8 protein-coding genes are annotated in these 6,798 nt (G+C 43.7%); 5 read left to right on the top strand and 3 right to left on the bottom strand.

The features are described 5' to 3' along the window. Positions 1 to 17 precede the first annotated feature (17 nt). The 4 genes from L2755_RS09710 to L2755_RS09725 all read left to right on the top strand — a co-directional run bounded on the left by L2755_RS09710 (position 18) and on the right by L2755_RS09725 (position 3,645). Positions 18 to 581: a DUF1415 domain-containing protein gene (locus L2755_RS09710; RefSeq protein WP_248980489.1), complete on the top strand. Its 564-nt coding sequence runs from the start codon at positions 18 to 20 to the stop codon at positions 579 to 581. Between the two features lie 53 nt (positions 582 to 634). Continuing rightward, complete coding sequence (locus tag L2755_RS09715) at positions 635 to 1,399, top strand: ribonuclease H family protein (protein ID WP_248980490.1); 765 nt, start codon at positions 635 to 637, stop codon at positions 1,397 to 1,399. 323 nt (positions 1,400 to 1,722) lie between these two features. Beyond that, complete coding sequence (locus tag L2755_RS09720; RefSeq protein ID WP_248980491.1) at positions 1,723 to 2,142, top strand: hypothetical protein; 420 nt, start codon at positions 1,723 to 1,725, stop codon at positions 2,140 to 2,142. Positions 2,143 to 2,283: 141 nt separating this feature from the next. After that, entirely contained in the window at positions 2,284 to 3,645 is a 1,362-nt protein-coding gene (locus tag L2755_RS09725) for a leucyl aminopeptidase family protein (RefSeq protein WP_248980492.1), read from the top strand. A 504-nt stretch (positions 3,646 to 4,149) separates the two neighbouring features. Here L2755_RS09725 and L2755_RS09730 read toward each other — a convergent pair. Continuing rightward, the gene (locus L2755_RS09730; protein WP_248980493.1) at positions 4,150 to 4,347 is read right to left on the bottom strand and encodes a hypothetical protein; all 198 of its coding nucleotides are present in this window, start codon (positions 4,345 to 4,347) and stop codon (positions 4,150 to 4,152) included. A gap of 42 nt (positions 4,348 to 4,389) precedes the next feature. Next, complete coding sequence (locus tag L2755_RS09735; RefSeq protein WP_248980494.1) at positions 4,390 to 4,890, bottom strand: hypothetical protein; 501 nt, start codon at positions 4,888 to 4,890, stop codon at positions 4,390 to 4,392. A 929-nt stretch (positions 4,891 to 5,819) separates the two neighbouring features. On the opposite strand from L2755_RS09735, the gene L2755_RS09740 reads away from it, so the two are divergent. Beyond that, entirely contained in the window at positions 5,820 to 6,128 is a 309-nt protein-coding gene (locus tag L2755_RS09740) for a transposase (protein ID WP_248980495.1), read from the top strand. 246 nt (positions 6,129 to 6,374) lie between these two features. On the opposite strand, the gene L2755_RS09745 is transcribed toward L2755_RS09740, so the two are convergent. Beyond that, positions 6,375 to 6,798 (bottom strand): transposase (locus tag L2755_RS09745; protein WP_248980496.1); only part of this gene is annotated, 424 nt, incomplete at its 5' end.

A 6,798-nucleotide genomic window follows, 5' to 3' on the forward strand; every position in this document is an offset into this window, starting at 1 on the left:
GCTATAGGCAGTATGTAATGAGCAATAATATCAGTCCCGAACTGCAACAAGTCGCTACGCAAACCGAAAATTGGGTTAAGCAAGTGATTATGAAGTTCAACATTTGCCCCTTTGCTCGACGTGAAGTTGAACGCGCCAGCATTCGCTATGCGGTTATCGATGAGTCAAAGCTGCAGCTAGTGCTACAGGCATTAATCGAGGAGTGTGTTTATCTTGATGAGCACACAGAGGTAGAAACCACTCTATTTATCTTACCCCGCGGGTTTGAGGGCTTCTACCCCTATTTAGATCTTGTTGATATCGCCACAGAGCTATTATTTGAACAGGGCTATGAAGGGCAATACCAATTAGCGAGTTTTCACCCTGATTACTGTTTTGAGGGTGAACCACAAGATAGTGCAGCAAACTATACTAACCGCTCACCCTATCCGACACTGCACATCATTCGCGAAGTCAGCATGGAGTTAGCATTAGCTAACTACGATGACCCAGAAACGATACCTGAGCGGAATATTGCCTTCGCCGAGCGCAAGGGCAGCGAGTTTTTTATGCAGTTGCTAGCACACTGCAAAAAGAGTTAACACCAATCAGTATAAGAACAGCCCTTACAAGGGTGGTTAAGGATTAAAATTAGATGGCAACAAAGTACTATGTAGTGTGGGCAGGACGCGAAACCGGCATTTTCACTAGCTGGGATCACACCAAAAAACAGGTTGATAAATTCCCGCAAGCAAAATATAAGTCGTTTAAGACCAAAGCTGAAGCCGAAGCCGCATTTAAGCGCGTGCCGAGTTATGGCGGCGCAGCACAGAAGAAAACCACCACCAATAGCGCCAGCCCTAAAGCCGAAAAAGCCAGCAAAACAATCGATTTGAGCCAATATGATGTGTCTATTTTTACTGATGGAGGCTGCGAGCCAAACCCGGGGAAAGCGGGTTCCGGCGTCGCTATCTATCAAAGTGGTGAGCTAACAGAACTCTGGTATGGCTTGTACAACGCCAATGGTACCAACAACTCAGCCGAGCTTAATGCCTTGCATCAAGCACTGCTTTTAGCGGATAAAGCGATTAAACAGAGCCAATCGGTGCAGATCTTAAGTGACTCCCAATATTCAATTAATTGCATTACTAACTGGGCATATGGTTGGAAAACCAAGGGCTGGAAACGCCAAAAGGCGGGAGATATCAAAAACCTCGATATTATTCAGCAATCGCACGAACTGTATGACAGCATCAAAGAACAGCTTTCAATTCAGCATGTATCAGCCCATGTCGGCATTGAAGGTAATGAATTAGCTGACCGTATGTCTATCTACGCGATTGATAAAAAAGACAGCCAATTTTGCCGTTATCAAGAGCCTATCGTGTTATCAAGCATCCTCAGTCTGCGCACTGGTTAGTGCAACAACGAAGTGCGCTTACACAACGCCTTCTGCGATGGGTATTCTTTTTATATTAAGAATGGGCTTTACTCTGTGTTGTTGATTTGTTCAGGGGAGCGACCATTCGTGGCAATCAATGCCTCGCCGACATGGATGTAGGTGCTTAGGTTCAGTCTGGAGCAATGAACCTGTGATTTAAGCCCATTAAACTCCCACTGAAACGAGCTTCTTCAAGTAGGATGGGGATATATAGTTCACGGTCAGTTTAAATCCAACTAAACTGACTGTTATTTACCTTTCTTTAATAGGTTTAATACGGCTGCTATGCGACAATCCCGCCCATGAATATCTACCTGGTTTTACACAAGGCCCCTATTCGCGTTTTCCGTATCGGAAGGCGTCGTTTTTGGCTGCGTTTAAAACTGGATATGCTAGTTGTTAAAGAAGCCTTGTCTCAAGAAAAACAAGAGACCAAAGAGATGCTGGTGACTTACAAACGCTATACCCGCAAACAAGCAAGCAAAGAGGAGTTAGTCGAAGCCAATAAGCAATTTGCCGACTTACTAAAAGGTTTAGGCCTAGGGGTGTTCGCCGTTTTACCTTTTGCTCCGCTCACTATTCCACTGGTATTAAAGCTGGGGAAAATGGTTGGCGTCGATGTATTGCCAAGCTCATTTAATAACATGTCTGAGCGCAAAGCCAATGCCCGCAGAACCTCAACTAAAAACCGAGTGAAAGCCCACAATAGCCCTGCAAAATAGCCTCAAATCAGCTTATCTTCTTTGCCGTAAACCCTCTTACTTAATCATTGTTAAATCATCTCTTTTCTTTCTAGAAAGTGACTAGCCTGATACTCTTAGGGCTATCTTTTAAACTCGTCGCTAATTATAAAGAGTCCCTACATGAGTAATATCATCGTTTCAGGTGTTTCAGGCATTCCCCTTTCCATTTTCAACAGCGAAACATTTTCACAGTGGCGCGAACAGCAAGCTAAAAGCGTTATTAACTGGTTAACCACAACGCAGTTTTCAGGTAGTGGCGTATGCTTGATCCCAAACACTGAAGGTGAACTGTCTGAGGTCATTTTTGTCAGCAACAATGACGACTCTTACTGGCTCTGCGGTGATTTAGTCAATCAACTACCCGCCGGGAATTACCAATTAAACGCTGATAAAAAGCAAGTTAAAACCGCCGCTTTTAGTTGGGGCTTAGGCGCTTACCAGTTCGATCGTTATAAAAAGAGCGATAAGCAATTCCCACAGCTTGTGGTACCAACGCAAGCTCAAGCCGATGAGGCCAACAAATTCATCCGCTCAGTTTCATTAGTGCGCGACTTGGTCAACACCCCAGCCGCCGATATGATGCCGCAAGATTTAGCAGATACCATGTCAGCAATGGCGACAGAATTTGGCGGAACACTGAGCCAAATAGTCGGTGATGAACTGCTTGAACAGAACTACCCAACCATTCACATGGTCGGCCGTGCCAGCGAGAACGCACCGCGTTTAATTGATCTAACTTGGGGTGATGAATCCGCACCTAAAGTGACACTGGTCGGTAAAGGCGTGTGTTTTGATTCAGGCGGACTCGATTTAAAACCTGGCGCAGGCATGCGTTTAATGAAGAAAGACATGGGCGGCGCCGCGCATGTGATTGGTCTAGCGCAGTTGATTATGGCTAACAAGCTACCTATTCGTCTGCGTGTACTCGTCCCCGCTGTTGAAAACGCTGTGTCAGCGAATGCCTTTAGACCCGGTGATGTTATTACCACCCGCAAAGGCATTACAGTTGAAATTGATAACACCGATGCTGAAGGTCGCTTAGTCTTATGTGACGCACTTGCAGAAGCCAACAACGACAAGCCAGAGCTAATGATCGACTTTGCCACCTTAACCGGCGCTATGCGTGTCGCATTAGGTACTGAGTTACCTGGCTTCTTTAGTAATGATGACCAAGTAGCCGCCGACATTACCGCATCCGGTTTAAGTGTTAATGATCCTGTTTGGCGCATGCCGCTGCATAAGCCATATATTGAGCTTACAGGCAGTGATATTGCCGATTTAGCTAACTGCGGCAAAACTCCGTTCGGCGGCGCAATCACCGCTGCACTTTATCTAGAAGCCTTTGTCGATAAAGATATTAGCTGGAGCCATTTTGATGTGATGGCATGGAACAACCGCAAGCTACCAGGTCGTCCAATCGGCGGTGAAGCCTTTGGTATTCGCGCAGTATTTGATTACCTGCAAAATCGTTTTGATAAGTAAGCCTACTTTTTAATTAAGTAAAATCTGCTAAAAAAGGTCTGTTAATACAGGCCTTTTCCTATTGGAATTAGTCAAACAAAGTCCCTTGGTGTTCACAAGGTTAACGGTTGCTCTTCTAACGCACTTCTGGACAGAAACGTTTTAGAGTTTAAACTCTGAAAATGACTATTGGCATTAGGGAAAGTAGGGTAATCAAATATGCGGTAACGACGTGATTTGCGGCGAGCGCAGCGAGCCATATAGCACCGGAACGAACAACATCACTTTGTTACACAACACCCTTCATCAAGATACACTTCTGTTACATTCCCACCTCTGACAAATAACTCGATGAATATGTCTTTAGACCTTGAGTGAAGCCCAAACTCGTACTCTAATTCGTTACTTGTAGTGAGTGATTTGACGTAAAACTCATCTTGAACGGTTTCGAAGGATAACTTATCAAAATGTGCTTGTGCTTGTGCCTTTGCAAAAAAGTCATCCGTTAACAAAGCGAATAGCTGATCAGGCTGCTGCGCTATCAATAGTATGAACATCTCCATTTATTGCACCGAAATCAAACTCCGGAGGTAAATTCATTACTGATCGTTCAACCTGCCAGTATCTATCTTTGCCGTTATTGAAAAACTCAAACTCACCTAAACCATCGACAGATTTTGTGATTGGCTTTGGCTTAGAAAACAACTTTGAGAATATTCCCATAACTCATGTGTCCCGAATTGTGTAACGCCGCCAGCTGGCTTGTTAGGAACCGACTGCAAATACACTATAGTCATAAGTAATCGGCTCATTATTTTTACCCCACTCTTCGACTAAAAATGAATCATCTAAGTATATTGGTAATTCATGAACAGTCTTAAGATTGCGAGGGTTTACTCTAAATTTTATTCTAGGTTTAAAATCCAAATAACAATTTTTACACTTTTCTACAGCGACTATTTCAAGCCGTAGCCCAGCCGGAATAGTTGTTCGCGACTTTACAAACCTATTATCGGTTCCGGGTGGTAGTGAAAATGAGTAAAAAACAGGTTTTTCCACTGTATGATCCGCTTCCGTCCATCCATGGAGGATAACTTTCTCTTTAGAGGTGACAATTAAACCCACAACTTCAGAATATGGTGTGACGGTACTTACATCATCAAAATCTACGGTCCCATAACCTGAGACCGTAATAGCCGCAATTATTATGATCCCTGAAATCATAGCTACAAGTGCTATCACTATGATTCGAACCAAAATTGTCATTTAGGCTCCTAACCTTTGTATAGTGTGCATTCGGGTATATTTGGCAAAACGCGTATGCACATTTAATTAACCTATTAACTAAGCCCAATTTTCGCAAAACCATTGATTTATAAATAATCTATCAGAGTGGAGCTGAAAAAACGAGCACATGTGTTCGAAAGGTGCGATTGATAGAAAGGCGTTGCCCAGTGCGATCAGCTAGTGCCATTAATGGATTAGTAAAGGTAAGCCAACTGGCTAGTTACTTATCTGTATCACTTACCGCCTGTTACTCACTATGGTCGGATAAGCGACACCTGTTGCCAGGTGCCGCTCTCCTAAGAACCGTACGTGCAACTTTCACTGCATACGGCTCAAGCCTCCACTAAGGCGTACTACGTTACCCGGTAACCACTGGGGTTACCTTTACAATACTAACTTGAAGCTTTGATACTTTCTGCTCTATGACTTTCCAATCGATGGATTGTCATTGAGGAAAGCAAGGAGAGGCACTAACTTCAGTTGAAGTCATCATTTGCGTTTCTCCATTAACAAAGTTCTTCTAATTTTCTTGCAACGGGAGACCAGCTGGAAGTGGGCTCACTTTCGTGACAGACACAAGGTCTGTATCTGCATCATTACAATGCAGCTTTGGCTTTCTCCAGCCTCCTTTACCTGCACCACTATCGGCTATCTTCACAGATAACTTTCCCAACGGGAGCGATTCAGGCTTACCGTGTTCCGTATGAAGCGTAATGTCAGTTTAGATGCCCACTCTAGTGCGGAGAGCTTTATGACCACGAAAGAGCATTGCCCAATCTCTTTCCAGCTCTCGTTGCCTTTTTTGGCCACAGCGTATAAACCACTTCCGCTGCTTTGAAGTGGCATAGTTAATTTGGCCACCTAGTTAGAGGTTGATATTATAGCCTCATTATTATTTAGGTGATCGTATGACTAAACGTATAAAACGTAATTTTACTCCCGAATTTAGATTGGAAGCAGCATTACTCGTTGTAGAGCAAAACTACTCTGTTACAGAAGCCGCTAATGCCATGGAAGTCGGTAAATCGACAATGGACAAGTGGGTTCGTCAACTCAGAGATGAGCGCAATGGCGAAAGCCCTAAAGCAACCCCGATAACGCCTGAACTATTGAAGATAAAAGAGCTTGAACGAAAAATCAAACGGATGGAAAGGGAGAATGACATCCTAAAAAAGGCTACAGCTCTCTTGGTATCGGACTCACTCAACAATTTGTAATTGTTGATGATATAAAGCAGAGCTACCCTGTTACTTAGATTTGTGATGCGCTTGAAATTCATCGAAGTAGTTACCGTTATTGGCGCTCGAAATCTAATGTCATAAGCTTGAGTGATATTCAACTTCAAAGTGAAGTGAAAATAGCACATAAGGAAAGTGGCGGCTCTGCTGGAGCTAGAACTATTTCGGGCATACTTGCTCAACGAGGGAACTATTGGGGTCAGAGTCTGAGGGATCCCCACGAATTTAATAGGATGCTTGTGGCTCCCTAACTAAATCCTGCAGCGTCTTAATCCCTACTCGCCAATGAGACTTCAGCAGCTTCAAATTCCTGTCCTTGTAGGCTCTTAACCCTATAAACTGGTTTGATAAAACATTCCGGTGTTTGATTGAGTTTGCTTGGTATTGTCGATGCTTATCTGCAGCTTTGACGGCCAAACCAAGAAGGTAAAGCATGAATTGAGATAGACAGGCTATGAGTAGTAGAACGCTTAGTTTATGCAGGAGCCTTGAGCCACTATCATTCATTTTTAAGCCTGTTTTCACGTCTCTAAAGCTTTCCTCTATCTGCATTCTTGTTGCATAAATCTTAACAATGCTTTTAGCGTTATCGCTCTTGCTACACAGTGAGGTTGCCAGCAACCAAGGTTCTTTTTCTCGTTCCGCACTT

The sequence above is a fragment of the Shewanella abyssi genome (assembly GCF_023284025.1).
Classification (GTDB): Bacteria; Pseudomonadota; Gammaproteobacteria; order Enterobacterales; family Shewanellaceae; genus Shewanella; species Shewanella abyssi.